This is a genomic window from Streptomyces sp. NPDC057424 (assembly GCF_042803315.1).
In the GTDB taxonomy this organism is placed as follows: Bacteria; Actinomycetota; Actinomycetes; order Streptomycetales; family Streptomycetaceae; genus Streptomyces.
On record NZ_JBHVCP010000003.1, the window covers coordinates 1 to 18,075 of the forward strand.

Below are 18,075 nucleotides of genomic sequence, written 5' to 3' on the forward strand. Positions count from 1 at the left end.
CCAAGCACCTCGACGTCGGCGACCGCCGCGAACTGTACGTCCACACCCGCCCGGCAGGCCGGCGCGAAGCCGGCCAGACCGAATAGGCGTCACCTCCGGCATCCGGAACGCTCGTGTCACGGTGCGGACGTCTGCCGCTCGGCAAAGGCGCTGCGGGGTGACTGGCGGCGCCGTTCGGGGTGCCAGGTGGCGACCAGGGCGGCGGCCAGCAGCAGTTCGGCGATGTCACCGCCGTAGTACATGATCTCCGCGCCTGCCTGCACCTGGTAGATCGGTGCGTGGATGTCGACCCAGAAGCCGCCGTACATCAACTGGGAGATCACCGCGTGCGCCGCGATCGCGACGCCGAGGTACACCAGCCGGGCTCGCACTCCAGGACGGGAGGGGGCGGGGTCGGGGCCGGCGATGACGTGGGCGAACAGGCATCCGGACAGCAGGAAGTGTGCGTGCAGCAGCCAGTGGGCTGCGGGGTCGCCGGCGGTCGCGTTGTAGAGGGGGGTGAAGTAGAGGACCGCGAGGCTGCCCGTGGACAGCGCCAGCGCGACCGCGGGGTGGACGATCACGCGGACGGGCGGGCTGTGCAGCAGGCCGGTCAGCTGCCGTCCCCGGACCGCGGGCAGGGTGCGCAACAGGAGGGTGACAGGCGCCGCGAGGACGAGCGCGAGCGGCGTGTACATGCCGATGAGCATGTGCTGGACCATGTGGCCGCGGAAGTCCTCGTGCGCGAAGCCGGCCACGGGCGGTAGCAGCGCGACGCCGAGCAGGACGGTTCCGGTCAGGAAGCCGGTGGTCCGCCACCGGCTCCAGCCCAGGGCCGGGTTGCGGAGGCGTGCCCGGCGTGCGAGCAGCAGATAGGCGCCGGCAGCGGTCAGGAGGACGAGCGCGGGCGGGAGCGTCTCCGGGAGGCTGCTGCCCGCGTCGTGCCCGTGTGCGGGCATGTCGTGGTCCATCAGGCTTGCCGGTTCTCACTCCGCCCTGCCGGGGCGTTCGGGTCGAAGGGCCGGCCGCTGCGCTGGAGCAGGTAGCCGCCGGCGACCAGCAGGGCGCCCAGGACGAGGAAGCCGATGTCCCACCAGACTTGGCCGTCTCCGGCGTAGACGTGGTGGATACCCAGGATGTGGTGGTCCAGGGCGCCTTCGACGAGGTTGAACAGGCCCCAGCCGACGAACATCCATCCCCACAGCACCCGGGAGGTCCACACCCGCATCCGGTTGTGGGTGACCCGCGCGTACAGGATGGCGAGCCCGAGGAGGACCGACAGCCAGCACACGGTGTGGAAGACGCCGTCCCACAGTGTGTTCATCTCCAGGCCGGAGACGGTGTGCGGGTCGTAGTACTTCACCCCGATGTGGTCCTGGTTGGTGCTGGAGAGCATGTGGTGCCACTGCAGCAGCTGATGCAGCAGGATGCCGTCGACGAACCCGCCCATCCCCACCCCGAGCACGATGCCCGGCAACTGGATACTCCTCGGCTGTGAGAGGCCGACCTGCGCGTCGCCCATCGTCGTGGCCATCGCTTGTCTCCGCTCCTGCTTCTGCACTCTGCCGGACGTTGCCTCAGCCGCAGGTTGCCCTCCCTGCGGCATCTGACGCGTGCGGATCCTCCGTCCGGCCCCGTCGGCGCGCAGTTCCAGACAGCCGGCGCGCGGGGACAGGTGCCTCCCGGCCCTGGGTGACCTCATGCTCTGCCGGGCCCGCCCGCTGCCGCTCGTCGGCTGTGCACCGGCGAAAGGGTCCCGGCGTCCGTGCCAGGATCCTGACCGAACGGGCTCACCCTTCGGGAGGTGGTCCACCAGCCCTCCCGCGCGGCGGACCCGCATCAGGCGCCGCAGCCGTGATGCTCGGACGGATCGCAGGTGAGGCGGCCGGGTGGGCGCTGACCACCGTCGGCTCATGGTCCTCCGGAATGCTCATGCCCCCTGCGGGTACGCGGCGGATCACTGTGGAGCGAAGGGAGCGGCCGGAGATGGCATGGGCGGAGGACGCGCAGAGCGACAGTTCGGCGAGGTGCGTGACGCCTCACGTGACAGGTGCCGTCGTGGCTGGTGAACTCGGGTGAGTGGCTTCACCGCTGCGCTGTCCCTGCTGGGCGTGGCCGTGGTGGCTGTCGTCGGTGTGTATGGAGCTGCCTGGGCGCTCCGGATCTCGCAAGCCCCCTTGTCCGTACAGCCGTTCGGGTCGGGTCTGGAGCCCGTCGAGCACGCGGTGAGCCGGTTCCATGTGCGCTGGTACACGGTGACGATGCTCTTCCTCGCCTTCGACATGGAGATGGTCTTCATGTACCCGTGGACGCTCGTGATCTCCGTGATGGGGCCCAGCGCGGTGATCGAGATGTTCGTCTTCCTCGCCGTCCTGCTCGCCGGGGTCGTCTACGCGTGGCGGGAGGGGGCGCTGCGATGGACCTGACAGCCCTTCTGATGCGTGCGGCTGCGGCCCGGCCGCGCGTGCTGCTGGTGACCACGCCGGGCGGGACGGCGGTGCGGATGGCCGCCGAGAGCGAGTTGCGGTCGCGGGACTGGCCGCGGGCCTCCACTCCTGCCGGGGCGGACTTGCTGGTCGTCGCCGGCCCTGACTGCTCGCGGCTGCAGTCGGCGCTGGAGCGGCTGTGGCAGGACATGCCGCAGCCGCGTGCCCGCGTGCGGGTCACGACGGCTGACGAAGTGCCCTCGTCGCTCGATGCCGGCCGCGCCTGGCTGAGCTCGTTCGACCGTCAGCGCGCCGACGCCCGCCGGGCCGCCCGTGAAGACGAGCACCGAGAACCCGAGCAGCCCGGTGACATGGGCGCGGACGGCGAGGCACAGGAGGAACAAGCCGAGCCCGGTCGAGGGGGGAACGACAGCGGCCCTCGGGGCGGCGAGCACGGAGGGCACCGTGAAGACGGCTCCGGGGGCGGTGGTCATGGCGGGGAGCCCAGGAACGGAGACGCCAACCACGAAGGTCACCCAGGCGGCCACGAGGAACACGCGGGTCACGGTGGCGGCCATGGCGGCCACGAGGAGCACACCGGCCATGGCGGCCACGGGAGTGGGGAGATGGAGATGCCGGGCGGGCTGCCGATGGCCGAGCGGGGTGAGGACCGCGACGGCCTGACGCTGGACCGTCTGCACGTGCCGCTGGGCCCGATTCTGGCTGACTGGCCCGCGGGACTGACCATCCGTGTGGTGCTGCAGGGTGACGTCATCCAGCAGGCCGACCTCGACGACGTGCCCGTCGGCAGGTTGGCTGATCCCTTCTGGAGCCGACCGTGGATCCGGGCCGCGGCAGGCGAACCGGTGGCCATGAGGGAGGCCGCCCGTCGGCGGGCTGCGGCGCATCTGGACAGTCTGGGCCGGCTGCTGTCGGTGGCGGGCTGGCCCGCCGAAGCGGTGACGGCCCGGCGCCTGCGCGACGACCTGCTCGAGGAGGCGCCCGCTTCGGTGGTCCTGCCCCGAGTGGAGCGCTTCGCCCGGCGGGTCGGACGGTCACGGACCCTGTACTGGCTGACGCGCGGCATCGGCCCGGTGAGCGTTGCCGACGCGCGGGCCGCGGGTGTGAGCGGACCGGCTGCCCGGGCGGGCGGGGACGTGCCGGCCCGCTACCGGCAGTGGCTCACCGATGTCCTGCACGACGTACGGAAGTTGGGCAGCACAACCTCTCTCGACCCGGTGGCACAGGAGAGTCCGCGGGGCCGGTGGGACGCCGAGCGCCGGCCGTCGGCCGCCCTGGCCGGGCTGCTTCCCCGGCTGCTGGTGGGGGCCGAGCTGGGCGCGGCACGTCTCGTCGTCGCCAGTCTCGACCCGGACCCGGACGAACTGGCCGCCTGCTCGCCGGAGGTGGCCCGTGGTTGAGGCGGGGGCGTGGTGGACGCTGCTGGCCGCCCCGGCGATGCTGCTCGGCTTCGCGGTGCTGGCGGTGGCCGGCAACGCGGCGCTGGACGCCCGTGGCGCCGGTCGGCCGGTCACCCCGAGTACCGCGGTACGGCCGCTGCTCGCCGTGCCGCGGGCTCTGGTGTCGCAGCCACGGCGGCTGCCCGCGCAGGACCGGCTGCTGTGGCGGGCGGGCGTGGTCACCGTGCCGGTGGCCGCGGTGCTGGCCACGCTGGTCATCCCGTTCGGTGACCACGTCGTCGCCGACCTGTCGGTCGGGGTGGTGTGGTTCAACGCCATGGAGGTGCTGACCTGGGCCGGACTGTGGCTGGCCGGCTGGGGCCCCAACGCGGCGTTCTCCCTGATCGGCGGCTACCGCTTCCTCGCCCAGGGCCTGGCCTACGAGTTGCCGCTGATGTTCGCGCTGATCTCGGCCGGCGCCGGTGCCCAGTCGCTGCGGGTCGCGGATATCGCCGGTGCCCAGCACGGCCTGTGGTACGCGGTGTGGATGCCCTTCGCCTTCGTCGTCTACCTGGCCGGTGTGCTCGCCTTCAGCTTTCTGGGTCCGTTCGCCTATCCGGCCGGCCGTGACGTCGCCGGCGGTGTGCTGGGGGAGACGTCCGGGGTGGACCGGCTGCTGCTGCAGGCCGGGCGGTGGCTGTGGCTGGCGGCCGGAGCGGCGATGGCGGTGCCGCTGTTCCTGGGCGGCGGTGCCGGGCCGGGGCTGCCGGCCTGGGCCTGGTCGCTGGTCAAGACGCTGCTGGTGCTGGGGCTGCTGGTGGGGGTGCTGCGACGGCTGCCGATGATCCGCGCCGACCGGTATGTGGAGCTGGCCTGGGTGTTTCTCCTCCCGCTGGCCATCGTCCAGGCGCTGGTGCCGGCGCTCGTCAATCTCTAGGAAGGGAAAGCTCCATGGGCACGATGGGCACGGTGCTGTGGTCGGTGCTGGGGATCCTCGCCCTGGTCTTCGGTGTTCTGGTGTTCACGCTGGACTCGATGGCCCGGGTCACCTTCGCCCTGCTGGCGTCGCTGGTCTGCGTGGGGGGCGTGGTGACCGTGTTGGGGCTGCCGTACCTGGGTGTGGTCATCGTGCTGATGATGGTCATGGAGATGGTGATCATGGCCGTGTTCATGATCGCTTACATGATGAATCCGGCCGGTCTGATGCCGATGTCGATGCTGCACAACAGGCGCGGTGCGCTGGCCGTCAGTGGCGCCGTCTTCGCCGCCCTGGTGGTCGGGATCTTCCTGGTGCCCTGGCCGGACCGCACGGGTGACCGGCCGAAGGACACCACCTTCCAGCTCGGCATGGCCCTGATGGAAGAGCAGATGCTGACCATGGTCACCCTCGGATTCGTACTGCTGGCCACCATGGTCGGTGCCACCGTGCTCGCCACCCGGCGAGGCCGCTACGACCGCTTCGGCGACGACCTGGATCAGCGCCCCGCCGGGGACCCGGCCGGTGGGGGAGTGGGCCGGTGACGTTCGAACTTCTGCTGGTCCTCGCCGCGGGACTGTTCTGCACCGGCCTGTTCGGCGCGCTCTCCCAGCAGTCCATCGTCATGATCATGATGGGCATCGAGCTGATGATCGGCGGGATCATCGTCGCCGCCGCCGACTTCTGGCACTTCCTCGCACCGGCCTCGGCGGGCGGCCAGGTGGTGATCGTGGCCGCCGTGGTGGCGATGGCCGTCGAGATGGCCATGGGGTTCGCCGTGACGACCGCCATCTACCGCGCCCGCCAGGTCGACATGACCGACATGGCCGAAGAGCTGAAGGGATGAACGGCTTGGTCTGGCTGCTGATCGCGCTTCCCCTGGGCGGGGGAGTGGTGCTCGCGCTGGCGGGACCCCGCTGCCGGCACCTGGTTCCCGTAATCGGTGTGGTGGTGGCCGTGGCGACGCTGGGCGTGGCCGTGACCGCCGCGGTGAGCCGGCCGACAGCAAGCGCTCCGCTGTTCGCCGGGATGCGGGCCGGGCTGGCGGTGGATGGTCTGTCCGCGATGATGGTGGTCACCGTCGCCGCCGTCACGACGGCCGTCCTCGCCTTCGCCGTGGGTGAGTTCGCCGCTGACGAGAACCCGGGTCGCTTCTTCGGGCTGATGCTGGTCTTCGCCGGCGCCATGCTTGTCACCGTCACGGCGACCACGCTGCCGCTGCTGCTGATGGCCTGGGAGGTGATGGGCGCCACCAGCTGGGCACTGATCGGCTACTGGTGGCAGCAGCCCGAGCGGGCGAAGGCCGCCGACGTCGCGTTCGTCACCACCCGCACCGCCGACCTCGGCCTCTATCTGGCCGCCGGTGCCGCCCTGGCCGCCGGCATCGGCTCACTGAGCCTGGACGCCCTCTCGCACGCGAGTTCGCCGTGGCTGCACCTGATCACGGCGGGCGTCGTCGTGGCCGCCCTGGGCAAGTCCGCACAACTGCCGTTCTCCTTCTGGCTGTCGCGGGCCATGGAGGGCCCGAGCCCGGTCTCCGCGCTGCTGCACTCGGCGACGATGGTCGCCGCCGGCGCCTACCTGCTGCTGCGCCTTCACCCGCTGCTGGCCGTCACCGGCTGGGGCGGCCCGCTGGTCGCCTGGACCGGCGCCCTCACCGCCCTGGCCCTGGGGGTGGTCGCCGTGGCCCAGACCGATCTCAAGCAACTCCTCGCGGCGTCCACCTCCGCACAGGTCGGCTTCATGGTGCTGGCCGCCGGCAGCGGCGGAGTCGCCGCCGGTACCACCCAGCTGGTCGCGCACGCCGCCACCAAGTCGAGCCTGTTCCTTGCCGCAGGCGCCTGGCTGACGGCGCTGGGCACCAAACGGCTGCCCGCCCTGCGCGGCGCGGCCGGCTCCTACCGGCTGGTCGGCGTGGCCTTCACCGTCGGTGCGCTCACCCTGGCCGGTCTGCCACCGCTGTCGCTGTGGGCGGCCAAGGACGAGGTGCTCGCCGCCGCCCGCGCCGAGGGAACCGGGCTCTACACCGTGGGGCTGGCGGCGGCGGCCGTGGCGGCCGTCTACAGCGTCAAGGCCGTCTGGTACGTCACCCGCCCCCTGCCCGAGGACCCGGCGACCGGATACGACACCGAGCGGCACGGCACCCGGCGCGTCGCCGGCACGACGCGGTTGCCCCTGCTCGCTCTCACCCTGGCCGCGGCCGTCCTGGGCGTGCTGGCCCTGCCCGGCCCCGCATCCTGGCTGAAGCGTCTGGTCGGTGCCACGGGGGAGCCGTCCCCCGAGCCGTGGGAGCTGGGCCTTTCCGCCGCTGTCGCGCTCGCCGCCGCCGGCCTGGCCTGGTGGCGGATGTCGCGCCCGGCGTCCGTGCCCGGCGCCGCCGCGCGATGGGCGCAAGGCTGGCTGCATCTGGAGCGAGCCGCGCAGGCCGTCGTGGTCCGTCCCGTGCTGGGCCTGGCGCGGGCGCTGGCCGTCTTCGACGACCGCGTCGTCGACGGTGCCGTGCGGCACACGGTCCGCGGCGGTCTCGCGGCGGCCCGCTTCGCCTGCCGCCTGGACGACGGCGTCGTCGACGGTGCCGTGCGCGGGACCGCCCGCGGGGGTCTCGGCGCCGCCCGGCTCGCAGGCCGCCTGGATGACGGCGGCATCGACTCGGCCGTCCGCGCGGTCGCCTCGGGCGCCCGGAACCTGGGCCGATGGGCGCGCCGTCCGCAGACCGGACTGCTCCACCAGTACTACGCGCAGGCCGCCGTCGGCTTCGCCGTGCTGGTCCTGATCATCCTGTTGGTGAGGTAATCCCTGTGCTGAGTGTCGTCACCTTCCTGCCGCTGCTGGTGTGCGCGGCGCTGCTGCTCCTGCCACGCGTCCTGCCCGACCGGGTGTACGTCTGGACCTGGATCGCCACCGCCGCCGCGGACCTCGCTCTGGTCGTCGCGCTGTGGGTGGGCTTCGACACCGGCGGCGGGATGCAGTACGAGCAGCGGGCGCGCTGGATCCCCAGTGCCGGGGTCGGCTACCACGTGGGTGTCGACGGCCTGTCGCTGCCGCTCGTCGCACTCACCTGTCTGCTGTTCCTCGCCGTGGCCGTGTACTCGCTGCGCGAGTCCCGGCAGGTGCGCTCCTACGTCTGCCTGTTCCTGTTCCTGCAGACCGTCAGTACGGGCCTGTTCGTCGCCCTCGACCTGATCCTGTTCTTCGTCTTCTTCGACCTGTCGATCGTCGGCATGTTCTTCGTCATCGCCGGGTGGGGGCACGGTGAACGCGCCCGGGCGGCGGCGCTGAAGTTCTTCCTCTACACCTTCGTCGGCTCCCTCGCCCTGCTGCTCGGCTTCATCGGCCTGTACCTGGCGGCCGACCCGCACACCTTCGACATCACCGAACTCACCAGCGCCAACCCGCTCGCCGGGAGCGGCCTGTACGCCGGACTGGTGCTCCTCGCGATCGGCGTCGGCCTGGCGGTCAAGACGCCTACCGTGCCCTTCCACACCTGGCTGCCGCCCGCCCACACCGACGCCCCGGCCGCCGGCTCGGCGATCCTCGCCGGCGTCCTGCTGAAGATGGGCACGTACGGTTTCGTCCGCATCGCCATGCCCCTGCTGCCCGGCAGCTGGCGCGACTACTCTCTGGTCATCGTGGTCGTCGGCGTCGTGTCGGTGGTGTACGGCGCCCTGGTCGCCCTGGCACAGACCGACTTCAAACGCATGATCGCCTACACCTCCGTGAATCACATGGGCTACATCGTCCTCGCCGTCGGAGCCGCCGGAACCCTGGCCGGCACCGACGCCCAGGCCCGCTCCCTCGCCGTGACCGGCGCGGTCACCCAGATGGTCAGTCACGGCCTCATCACCGGAGCCCTGTTCCTGCTCACCGGCGTGCTGTACGACCGCGGCGGGACGAACGCGATGGACGCCTATTCCGGCCTGGCCACCCACACCCCGCGCTTCGCGGCGGTCACCGCCGTAGCCGCGTTCGCCAGCCTCGGCATCCCCGGCTTCTCCGGCTTCATCGCCGAGTTCCAGATCTTCACCGGCTCCCTGGCCTCCCGGACGACCGCCACCGCCATCGCCGTGACCGGCATCCTCATCACCGCGGTCCTGTTCCTGACCGCGCTGCGGCGCATGTTCCTCGGCGTCCCCCGTCTGCCGCGGACCATCCCTTCCCACGGCGTGGCGGACCTGCACCGCCACGAGGCACTGCCCACCGTCGCCCTGCTCGCCCTCGCGCTGGTGATCGGCGTCCTGCCCCGCTGGCTCCTGGACGTCATCGAACCGGCCGGCCGCACCCTGAGCGGACTGGTTGCCAGGTGAACGAGAACCTGGCCGCCCTGATCCCCGAACTCGCCCTGCTCGGGGCCGCCGTCATCGGCCTGCTCGCCGGCTCCTGGCTGCCCCGTCGCCGCCAGTGGGCCGTCGCCGTCCTGGCCGTCGCCGCCTGCGTGGCAGGCCTGGTGGCCACCGCCGTCACCATGGCCACCGACCGCGAACAGACCGTCTTCTCCCACGCTTTCGCCGTCGACACCGCGACCGGCATCGGCCGCCTCGTCGTCCTGGTCGCCCTGCTGCTGATCATCGGCATGTCCGTGCAGCCCGTGCGGGGCCACAAGCGCGAGACCGAGTACTGGGTCCTCCTGCTGATGACCGGCGCAGGCACCCTCGCCCTGACCGGCGCGAACGACCTGCTGATGCTCTTCGCCGCCTACCTCCTGGCCGGCATCCCCGCCTACGCGCTCGCCGGCTTCGCCAAGGACGCCTCCGGCACCGAGGCCGCTCTGAAGTACTACCTGATGGGCGCCCTGCTCGGCACCACCATGCTGGCAGGCACCGCTCTCGTCTACGCGGCCGGCCACGCCACTCTCTACCGCGAACTGAACGCCACCCTGGTCGGAGCGCCCTACGGACTTGTCGCCGTCGGGCTCATCGGCGTCCTCGCCGGCCTGCTCTTCAAGACCGGCGCGGTGCCCGCCCACTTCTGGGTGCCCGACGTCACCGACGGTGCCCCCACCCCCGTCGCCGCCTACGTCACCACCCTCCCGAAGATCGGCGGCCTGATCGCCGGTTACCGCCTGCTCCACCAAGCCCTGCCCGGCAGCGACGTCAACTGGCCCCTGCTGCTGGCGATCCTCGCCGCCGTCACCATGACACTGGGAAACCTCGCGGCCTTCTTCCAGACCTCGGTCAAACGCCTGCTCGCCTACTCCACCATCAGCCAGGTCGGATACCTCCTCATGGCCCTCGCCGTCGCCACCCGCACCGACCTGGCCCAGAAGAGCCTGCTGTTCTACCTGGCCGCCTACGCCGTCACCAACCTGGGCGCCTTCGCCGTCGTCACCGAACTGCCCCGGGCCCGCACCCTCGACGACTACCGGGGCCTCGCCCGCCGTCACCCCGGCCTCGCCGGCGTCCTCGTCGTCTGCCTCCTCGGTCTGGTCGGCACCCCGCCCACCGGCGTCTTCCTCGGGAAACTGGAGATCTTCAGCGCGACCATCGACGGCGGCTACACCTGGCTGGCGGCCCTCGCCGTCGCCAACACCGTCGCCTCCCTCTTCTACTACCTGCGCTGGCTCGCGCCCCTCTTCTTCATCACCGCCGCTGTCGCGCCCACCACAGCCCAGGCCACCGCGGGACGCTGGGCCGCCGGCACCGCCTACGCGGCAGCCGCCCTTTCCCTGGCGCTCGGCATCGCCGGGCAGGCCGTCCTCACGCTCGCGGAGGGCCCCCTGCTGCCGTGACGTGGCAGTCGGCTTCAAGGTCGTGATACGCGGTGTCGTGGGCCCTTTCCGCCGATAAACGGACCGGACGTAGTGGTCCCTCCCCGGTTGAGCCGAATGCAGCTGCATTATTGTGCACCGGAATTCCCGGCCGCTTAGGTTTGTGCGTAACACAGGGTGGTGCAACGAATCCGAGGAGCGGCATGGGCCGGACGGAGTACGACTACATCATCGTCGGCGGGGGCTCGGCCGGATGCGCGCTGGCCAATCGGCTCAGCGCGGACCGGGAGAACAAGGTCCTCGTGCTGGAGGCCGGCCGCCCCGACTGGATCTGGGACATCTTCACGCACATGCCCGCCGCGCTGACGATGGTCATCGGTCATCGTTTCTACGACTGGTGCTACGAATCGGAGCCTGAGCCGTTCATGGACGGCCGGCGCGTCACCCAGGGCCGAGGGAAACTGCTCGGCGGATCGAGTTCCATCAATGGGATGATTTTCCAGCGTGGAAATCCCATGGACCTGGAACGCTGGGCGGCCGACCCGGGCATGGAGACCTGGGACTACGCGCACTGCCTGCCGTATTACAAGCGCATGGAGCACTGCGTGGCCGGGGCCGACGAGTGGCGCGGCCAGGGCGGCCCGCTGTGGCTGGAGCGCGGGCCGGCGAAGAACCCGCTGTTCTCCGCGTTCCTCGAGGCGGCGCAGCAGGCCGGCTACCCGCTGACCTCCGATGTCAACGGCTACCGCCAGGAGGGCTTCGCCCGCTTCGACCGCAACATCCGGCGGGGCAGGCGCTGGTCGGCCGCCCGTGCCTACCTCCACCCGGTGAAGAAGAGGCCGAACCTGACGGTGCAGTGCTTCTCGCAGGTGGACCGCGTGCTGTTCAAGGGCAAGCGCGCGGTGGGTGTGGACTACCGCAGGTGGGGCCGGGAACGCCGGCGGGCCTTCGGCGGCGAGGTGATCCTCTGCGGAGGCGCCATCAACACACCGCAGCTGCTGCAACTGTCCGGGATCGGCAACCCCGACGAACTACGGCCGCTGGGTGTCGACATGGTGCACGAGCTGCGCGGTGTCGGTGAGAACCTCCAGGACCACCTCGAGGTCTATGTGCAGCACGCCTGCAAGCTGCCGATCTCGTACAACCCGTCACTCAAATGGTCCCGGCGGCCCGCGATCGGTCTCCAGTGGCTGCTCTTCCGCACCGGACCGGCGGCGACCAACCATTTCGAGGCAGGCGGGTTCGTACGCGGCAACGACGTCGTGCGCTATCCCAATCTGATGTTCCACTTCCTGCCCATCGCGGTGCGCTACGACGGCACACCGGTTGACGCCGAGCACGGCTATCAGGTGCACATCGGACCCATGTATTCGGATGTGCGCGGATCGGTGAAAATCAAGTCCCGGGATCCGAGGACGTATCCGGCGCTGAGGTTCAATTATCTGTCCACCCCCAACGACCGGAAGGAATGGGTGGAGGCGATCCGCGTCGCGCGCGACATCCTGTCCCAGCCGGCCTTCGCCCTGTACGACGGGGGCGAGTTGTCACCGGGCCCCGGGGTCGAGACGGACGAGGAGATCCTGGAGTGGGTCGCCCGTGACGCCGAGACCGCGTACCACCCGTCCTGCACCGCCCGCATGGGCGTCGACGAGATGTCGGTGCTGGACCCCACCTCCATGCGGGTGCACGGCGTCGAGGGGCTGCGCGTCGTCGACGCGTCCGCGATGCCGTATCTCACCAACGGAAACATCTATGCGCCGGTGATGATGCTCGCCGAGAAGTCGGCCGACCTCATCCTCGGCAACACCCCTCTGCCCCCTGCTACAGCCGACTTCCATCGGCACAGCACACAGGAGAGCTGACACCGTGTCGATCGACGGAGGAAGCGGCGGCCTGCCGGAGCCGCAGACCCCGGCAGAAACTGTCACCGGCCCGGGAAGGGAGAGCAGGCTCAAGCCCGTCGTGTTCTTCGGGTCGTCCGTGCTTATTCTTGCCATCTCGATCTGGGCGATGATCACCCCGTCGGGCGCCGAGGACACCATCGGCGTCGTGGTGGACTGGATCTCCTCGGTGTTCGGCTGGTACTACTTCCTCGCCGCCACCCTGTATCTGCTGTTCGTCGTCTTCGTCGCGGCGTCCCGGTACGGAGCCATCAAACTGGGACCGCAGCACTCCACCCCCGACTACGGGTTGTTCGCCTGGGCCACCATGCTGTTCGCGGCGGGTATCGGCATCGACCTGATGTTCTTCTCCGTCGCCGGGCCGGTCAGCCACTACCTGGCCCCGCCGGAGGGCGACCCGGAGACCGTCGGGGCAGCGCGGCAGGCGGTCGTGTGGACCCTGTTCCACTACGGCATCACCGGGTGGGCGATGTACGCGCTGATGGGCATGACGCTCGGATACTTCGCCTTCCGCTACAACCTTCCGCTGGCGATCCGGTCCGCGCTGTACCCCATCATCGGCAAGCGCATCCACGGCGGGATCGGCGACGCGGTCGACCTCGCGGCCATCATCGGCACGGTGTTCGGCATCTCCGTGTCGCTCGGCATCGGCGTCGTGCAGTTGAACTACGGGCTGACGTTCCTCTTCGACATCCCGCAGGGAACCGCCGCGCAGATCGGCCTGATCGCCGTCGCCGTGGTCCTGTCCACGGTGTCTGCCGTGGCCGGTGTGGACCGGGGCATCAGGCGTCTGTCCGAGCTCAACGTCGTCCTCGCCATCATCCTGATGCTCTACATGCTGTTCGTCGACAGCCCGATCCGGATCCTCAACAGCCTCATCCTCAACATCGGCGACTACGTCAGCCGCTTCCCGTCGATGACGCTGAACACCTTCGCCTACGACCAGCCGACCGACTGGCTCAATGCCTGGACGCTGTTCTTCTGGGCCTGGTGGGTAGCCTGGGCGCCGTTCGTCGGGCTGTTCCTGGCGAGGATCTCGCGCGGCCGCACCATCCGGCAGTTCGTGGCGGCGACGCTGGTCATCCCGTTCCTGTTCACGCTCACCTTCCTGTCCGTCTTCGGCAACAGCGCGCTGGGCCTGGTGCGGGCAGGCAACGCCGAATTCGGCGAGACCGCCGCCAACGCCCCCGAACAGGGCTTCTACGAACTGCTCGCACAGTTCCCCGGAGCCACGTTCAGCGCCGGACTGGCCACCTTCGTCGGGCTGCTGCTCTACGTCACCTCGGCGGACTCCGGCGCCCTGGTGATGAGCAACCTCAGCTCGCATCTGCGCACCCCGCTCACCGACGCGCCTGCCGTGCTGCGCATCTTCTGGGCGGGAGCGACCGGCCTGCTGACCCTGGCCATGCTCCTCGTCGGGGGTGTGGCGGCGCTGACCGACGCGACGATCATCATGGGCCTGCCGTTCTCGTTCGTGATGTTCCTGATCATCTGGGGCCTGTACAAGGCGCTGCGCGTCGAACGCATGCGGGAGGACGCGCTCACCACCACCCTGCCGTCGTCGCTGTCCGGGCGGATGGTGCAGGCCGGCCGGGGTACCGAATGGACCTGGCGGCAGCGCCTGGCCAGGGCGATGAGCTTCCCCAGCCACCGGACGGCGGTGAGGTTCGTCGAGGAGGCATGCCGCCCCGCGTTCGAGGACGTCGCCGAGGAGCTGAGCCGGCAGGGCGCGGAGGCGACGATCGTCGAGGGGACCGACGAGGCGAACGGCCTCCCGCACTTGGAGCTTCGGGTCCCGATGGGCGGCAACGAGGTCTTCACCTACCACGTGCGGCCGGTCGAGGTGCCCACCCCGACGTTCGCCCACCGAGTGGTCACCGAACACGACACCTATGTGCGGTACGAAGTGCACCTCGCCGAGGGCAGCCAGGGCTACGACGTGATGGGCTACAGCAAGGAGCAGCTCATCGGCAATATCCTCGACCAGTACGAGCGGTACCTGGAGTTCCTGCGGCTGCACCGGGAGGCCACCGCGCGCTCGGCGCTGCCCGACCACCGGCCCGACACGGCCGAGGTGCAGCTGCCCGACAAGGACGTCTGACGGCGGGCAACGGGCACTCCGAAGCCGGACGGACGCCAGAGGCCGGCCGGACACGGCCGCTGCGGGCCGCGGCGAGGGCGTTCCCCGGCGTGCCCGGAGCAGGCCGGCGGCGGCGCGGGCCGCACCCATCCTCCGGAACGGGTCCAGGCAGGGGCCGCCCGGTGGGCTGGTGACCTGGCCCGGCGGCGGGGGCCACGGCCCCCCTTCGCCGGTAGAGCCTTCGCCGCGTACCGCGTTTCGGCCCGTCCGTACGCCGTCATGTTCAGGGCACGGGAGTGGTCGCCCACCGCCCCGGGCATCCATGTCGTCAACTCTCCTTTTCACACGCACTCCTGATAGCTGGTTAGATCGATTCGGGAGACCGGGGCGGAGGCCGTGACGGTGGCCCGGGCGTGACGGAGGGAGACAACCATGAGCATGGCCGCGAGGACGGACACGACGTCGTGCGCGCCGCGCATCGCCGACAGCCACGACATGATCCGCGTGCAGGGGGCGCGGGTGAACAACCTCAAGGACGTCAGCGTCGACATCCCGAAGCGGCGGCTGACGGTGCTGACCGGCGTCTCCGGCTCCGGCAAGAGTTCGCTGGTGTTCGACACGATCGCCGCGGAGTCGCAGCGGCTGATCAACGAGACGTACAGCGCCTTCGTACAGACCTTCATGCCGACGCTGGCGCGGCCCGAGGTCGACGTGCTGGAGGGGCTGACCACGGCCATCATCGTCGACCAGGAGCGGATGGGCGCCAACGCCCGCTCCACGGTCGGCACCGCGACCGACGCCAACGCGATGCTGCGGATCGTCTTCAGCCGGCTCGGCGAGCCGAGCGCCGGGCCGCCGTTCCACTACAGCTTCAACCAGCCCGCCGGCGCGTGCCCCCGGTGCCAGGGCACGGGCCATGCGACCGACCTCGATCTGACGCAGTTCTACGACGAGAGCAAGTCGCTCGCGGACGGCGCGATCACCGTCCCCGGCTACAAGGCGGGCAGCTGGTTCGTGCGGATCTTCGCCGGGTCGGGGTTCGTCGACCCCGACAAGCCGATCCGTGACTACACCGAGACGGAACTCCACGACTTCCTGCACCGCGAGCCGACCAAGGTGAAGATCGACGGCATCAACGTCACCTACGAGGGCCTGGTCCCCAAGGTGCGCAAGTCGATACTGGCCAAGGACACCGACGGGTTGCAGCCGCACGTCCGGGCGTTCGTGGAGCGGGCGGTCACCTTCATCACCTGCCCCGAGTGCGACGGTACCCGGCTGAACGAGGCGGCCAGGGCGTCGCGGATCAAGGGGATCAACATCGCCGAGGCGTGCGCGATGGAGGTCCGCGACCTGGCCGCGTGGGTCCGCGGCCTCGACCGGCCCTCGGTCGCGCCCCTGCTGACCGCGCTGCTGCAGACCCTCGACTCGTTCGTGGAGATCGGGCTCGGCTACCTCTCGCTCGACCGGCCGGCGGGCACCTTGTCGGGCGGTGAGGCGCAGCGCGTGAAGATGGTGCGGCATCTCGGCTCGGCGCTCACCGACGTCACCTACGTGTTCGACGAGCCCAGCACGGGGCTGCACCCCCATGACATCCAGCGCATGAACGAGTTGCTGCTGCGGCTGCGGGACAAGGGCAACACCGTGCTGGTGGTGGAGCACAAGCCCGAGGTCATCGCGTTCGCCGACCATGTGATCGATCTGGGGCCCGGCGCGGGGACGGCGGGCGGCACCGTCTGTTTCGAGGGCGGTGTCGAGGGGCTGCGGAAGAGCGGCACGCTGACCGGGCGGCACCTGGACGACCGGGCGTCGCTGAAGGAGTCGGTGCGCAAGCCGGAGGGTGCGCTCAAGATCCGCGGGGCGCGGGCGAACAACCTCCAGGGCGTCGACGTGGACATCCCGCTCGGGGTGCTGACCGCGGTGACCGGGGTCGCCGGGTCCGGCAAGAGTTCACTGCTGCACGGGTCGATCCCGGCGCATGCGGGAGCGGTGTCGGTCGGCCAGGCGCCCATCCGCGGCTCGCGGCGCAGCAACCCCGCCACGTACACCGGGTTGCTCGACCCGGTCCGCAAAGCCTTCGCCAAGGCCAACGGCGTCAAGCCCGCCCTGTTCAGCGCCAACTCCGAGGGCGCCTGCCCCACGTGCAACGGTGCCGGGGTCGTCTACACCGACCTGGCGATGATGGCCGGGGTCGCCACCCCTTGCGAAGAGTGCGGGGGCAAGCGGTTCCAGGCCGCGGTGCTGGAGTACCGGCTCGGCGGGCGGGACATCAGCGAGGTGCTGGCGATGCCGGTGACGGAGGCCGAGGAGTTCTTCCGCGCCGGTGCGGCGCGCGTCCCCGCGGCCCATGCCGTCCTCGGCCGGCTCGCGGACGTCGGGCTGGGCTACCTGACCCTGGGCCAGCCGCTGACCACGCTGTCCGGCGGCGAGCGGCAGCGGCTGAAGCTGGCCACGCACATGGCCGAGAAGGGCGGGATCTACGTCCTCGACGAGCCGACCACGGGTCTGCACCTCGCCGACGTCGAGCAACTGCTCGGGCTGCTGGACCGGCTGGTCGACTCCGGGAAGTCCGTCATCGTCATCGAGCACCACCAGGCGGTGATGGCGCACGCGGACTGGATCATCGACCTCGGCCCCGGTGCCGGTCACGACGGCGGCCGTGTCGTCTTCGAGGGCACTCCGGCCGACCTGGTCCGCGCCCGCTCCACCCTCACCGGCGAGCACCTGGCGGCCTACGTCGGCACCTGACCGGCAGGGCCCCGGCGCGGACCGCCGTCGGATTCAGCGGCGGCCAGCCCTGTCCGCCGTGGGGGAGCGGGCGAGGTGCCCGCGCAGAATCCCGCACACGCGGTCGCGCTCGGTGTCCAGGAAGAAGTGGCCGCCGGGCAGTTCGTGGAACGCGAAGTCGTGGCGGGTGAGCCGGGACCAGGCGGCGGCCTCCGCGACCCGCACATAGGGGTCGGCGGTACCGGTGAGGGCCACGACCGGGCAGTCGAGGACGGGCTCGTCGCTCCGGCGGTACGTCTCGATGGCCCGGTAGTCGGCACGGATGGCGGGCAGCAGGACGTCGAGCAGCTCAGGGTCGGCGAGGATGGCCGGGTCCGTCGCGCCCAGGCGTTCCAGTTCCGCGGCCAGCCGGTCGTCGGGGAGGGCGTGGACGCCACGGTCGCGCCGGGCCGAGGGGGTGCTCTGCCCGGAGGCGAAGAAGGTCCGCAACCGGTGGCCCCGGGCCTGGAGCCGGAGCGCCACCTCGTAGGCCACGGCGGCTCCCATGCTGTGGCCGAAGAGGGACAGGGGCTGGTGCAGGAGCGGACGCACCGCGTCGGCCACACGGTCGGCCAGCTCGCCGACACTGCCGACGGGCCGTTCCCCGAAGCGTTCTTGTCGGCCCGGGTACTGGACGGCGAGGATGTCGACGCCCGGAGCGAGCGCCGCCGCCATCGGACGGTAGTAGCCCGCGGTGCCCCCGGCATGGGGGAAGCACAGGAGCCGCACGGGCGCGGCCGGCGCGAGGCCGAAGCCGCGGATCCAGGGATCGACCGGAAAGAGCACGTGTTCTCCGAGGAGTTTCGGGACATGGTGGGTCCTGCAATTCCATGATTGCGGCCGATG

Annotated in this window: 14 protein-coding genes; 11 read left to right on the top strand and 3 right to left on the bottom strand. The window is 70.8% G+C overall.

Annotation, left to right across the window (positions count from 1 at the left end):
- Positions 1-116: 116 nt before the first annotated feature.
- Both ACFU3E_RS04025 and ACFU3E_RS04030 read right to left on the bottom strand, forming a co-directional pair.
- Positions 117-938, bottom strand: coding sequence for a cytochrome c oxidase assembly protein (locus ACFU3E_RS04025; protein ID WP_384151620.1), 822 nt, complete (start codon positions 936-938; stop codon positions 117-119).
- Positions 939-949: 11 nt separating this feature from the next.
- Positions 950-1,513: a DUF2243 domain-containing protein gene (locus ACFU3E_RS04030; protein ID WP_384151623.1), complete on the bottom strand. Its 564-nt coding sequence runs from the start codon at positions 1,511-1,513 to the stop codon at positions 950-952.
- Positions 1,514-2,054: 541 nt separating this feature from the next.
- Between ACFU3E_RS04030 and ACFU3E_RS04035 the strand changes: the two genes are divergently transcribed.
- From ACFU3E_RS04035 to ACFU3E_RS04085, 11 genes are all read left to right on the top strand, one after another.
- A complete protein-coding gene (locus ACFU3E_RS04035) occupies positions 2,055-2,405 on the top strand; it encodes an NADH-quinone oxidoreductase subunit A (RefSeq protein WP_384151626.1) in 351 nt (116 codons plus the stop codon).
- The gene (locus tag ACFU3E_RS04040) at positions 2,396-3,826 is read left to right on the top strand and encodes a hypothetical protein (RefSeq protein WP_384151629.1); all 1,431 of its coding nucleotides are present in this window, start codon (positions 2,396-2,398) and stop codon (positions 3,824-3,826) included. Before ACFU3E_RS04035 ends, ACFU3E_RS04040 begins: the two co-directional genes overlap by 10 nt.
- On the top strand, positions 3,819-4,742 hold the full coding sequence (locus ACFU3E_RS04045; RefSeq protein ID WP_384151632.1) for an NADH-quinone oxidoreductase subunit H: 924 nt from the start codon (positions 3,819-3,821) through the stop codon (positions 4,740-4,742). The genes ACFU3E_RS04040 and ACFU3E_RS04045 overlap by 8 nt, the downstream gene beginning before the upstream one ends.
- A 14-nt stretch (positions 4,743-4,756) precedes the next feature.
- Positions 4,757-5,326 (top strand): NADH-quinone oxidoreductase subunit J, encoded by a 570-nt coding sequence (locus ACFU3E_RS04050; protein ID WP_384151636.1) that lies wholly within the window; start codon positions 4,757-4,759, stop codon positions 5,324-5,326.
- Positions 5,323-5,628, top strand: coding sequence for an NADH-quinone oxidoreductase subunit NuoK (locus ACFU3E_RS04055; protein ID WP_384151640.1), 306 nt, complete (start codon positions 5,323-5,325; stop codon positions 5,626-5,628). Before ACFU3E_RS04050 ends, ACFU3E_RS04055 begins: the two co-directional genes overlap by 4 nt.
- A complete protein-coding gene (locus tag ACFU3E_RS04060; protein WP_384151643.1) occupies positions 5,625-7,574 on the top strand; it encodes a proton-conducting transporter membrane subunit in 1,950 nt (649 codons plus the stop codon). Before ACFU3E_RS04055 ends, ACFU3E_RS04060 begins: the two co-directional genes overlap by 4 nt.
- Before the next feature lie 5 nt (positions 7,575-7,579).
- Positions 7,580-9,085, top strand: coding sequence for a NuoM family protein (locus ACFU3E_RS04065; RefSeq protein WP_384151646.1), 1,506 nt, complete (start codon positions 7,580-7,582; stop codon positions 9,083-9,085).
- Positions 9,082-10,506 (top strand): NADH-quinone oxidoreductase subunit N, encoded by a 1,425-nt coding sequence (locus ACFU3E_RS04070; protein ID WP_384151649.1) that lies wholly within the window; start codon positions 9,082-9,084, stop codon positions 10,504-10,506. The genes ACFU3E_RS04065 and ACFU3E_RS04070 overlap by 4 nt, the downstream gene beginning before the upstream one ends.
- Before the next feature lie 182 nt (positions 10,507-10,688).
- Positions 10,689-12,347 carry a choline dehydrogenase gene (gene betA / locus ACFU3E_RS04075; RefSeq protein WP_384151652.1) on the top strand — a complete coding sequence of 553 codons (1,659 nt, stop codon included), beginning with the start codon at positions 10,689-10,691 and terminating at the stop codon, positions 12,345-12,347.
- A gap of 4 nt (positions 12,348-12,351) precedes the next feature.
- Entirely contained in the window at positions 12,352-14,487 is a 2,136-nt protein-coding gene (gene betT, locus ACFU3E_RS04080; protein ID WP_384151655.1) for a choline BCCT transporter BetT, read from the top strand.
- Positions 14,488-14,898: 411 nt separating this feature from the next.
- Complete coding sequence (locus ACFU3E_RS04085; protein WP_384151658.1) at positions 14,899-17,211, top strand: ATP-binding cassette domain-containing protein; 2,313 nt, start codon at positions 14,899-14,901, stop codon at positions 17,209-17,211.
- 33 nt (positions 17,212-17,244) lie between these two features.
- Here ACFU3E_RS04085 and ACFU3E_RS04090 read toward each other — a convergent pair whose 3' ends face one another.
- Positions 17,245-18,015, bottom strand: a complete 771-nt coding sequence (locus ACFU3E_RS04090) for a thioesterase II family protein (RefSeq protein WP_384151661.1) — start codon at positions 18,013-18,015, stop codon at positions 17,245-17,247.
- Between the last annotated feature and the right edge of the window lie 60 nt (positions 18,016-18,075).